The organism is Bdellovibrio svalbardensis, assembly GCF_029531655.1.
Classification (GTDB): domain Bacteria; phylum Bdellovibrionota; class Bdellovibrionia; order Bdellovibrionales; family Bdellovibrionaceae; genus Bdellovibrio; species Bdellovibrio svalbardensis.
Map to the genome: position 1 here is coordinate 1 of NZ_JANRMI010000010.1, position 661 is coordinate 661.

Sequence of the window (661 nt, forward strand, 5' to 3'; positions counted from 1 at the left end):
TTAAAGCCGGAAGATCCTTAGTCTGCATCAATCAATTCAGGATATTCATTGGAGAACATATGTTCACCAACAACGACCCCAGATTTAATCTCACAGCTATTGATTTTAACACGGGAGTCGTCCGTCTCTGCGTCGTATTTTTCGATGGTTTCGCCAACCTTTCCGTCAGAGTCTAAAGAAAAAATTCTTCCATTGAACGTTGCGCCACCAAGCCAACCACCTCTCATTTCATGGTGTTTGAAAATATGTCCGGCGTGCACTCTCAAATTATTTGAACCATCAACACTATAAGCCTCAACAAAAATTCCTCGATGGAGGTCGTTTTTAAGTTGAAAGGCTCTACGAGCAGTTATTACTTTGACGCGAAGATTTTGATCATTTTTCTCATCATAGATCGTGTCTGCCTTTGTATGTAAGGTCATGGATATTGTTTTAGATTCCACAAGCTTTGCGCCATTGCTTTCATCATAAATATCAATATTGCAGTTCAATTTTGCTGCCATTGTCACCTGTGAAAAAATCAAAATTGAACCTAAAATAATGCGCTTCATATTCACTCCTTTTGGCGTAAATTCTACCATTGCAAAGGTAGGATAAAGTTCCCTTTACTCCTCAGCGACGATTTCTCAAATCACTATATAAGCAGCAATCAGTCCATCGC

The 661-nt window shown here is 39.3% G+C and carries 1 protein-coding gene; it reads right to left on the minus strand.

The genetic code is table 11. The features are described 5' to 3' along the window. Nucleotides 1-17: 17 nt before the first annotated feature. A complete protein-coding gene (locus NWE73_RS18090; RefSeq protein ID WP_277579772.1) occupies nt 18-551 on the minus strand; it encodes a hypothetical protein in 534 nt (177 codons plus the stop codon). Between the last annotated feature and the right edge of the window lie 110 nt (nt 552-661).

What these genes read in the sequence shown, in the direction of transcription:
- NWE73_RS18090 (WP_277579772.1), bottom strand. Translation starts at nt 551, where the DNA reads ATGAAGCGCATTATTTTAGGTTCAATTTTGATTTTTTCACAGGTGACA.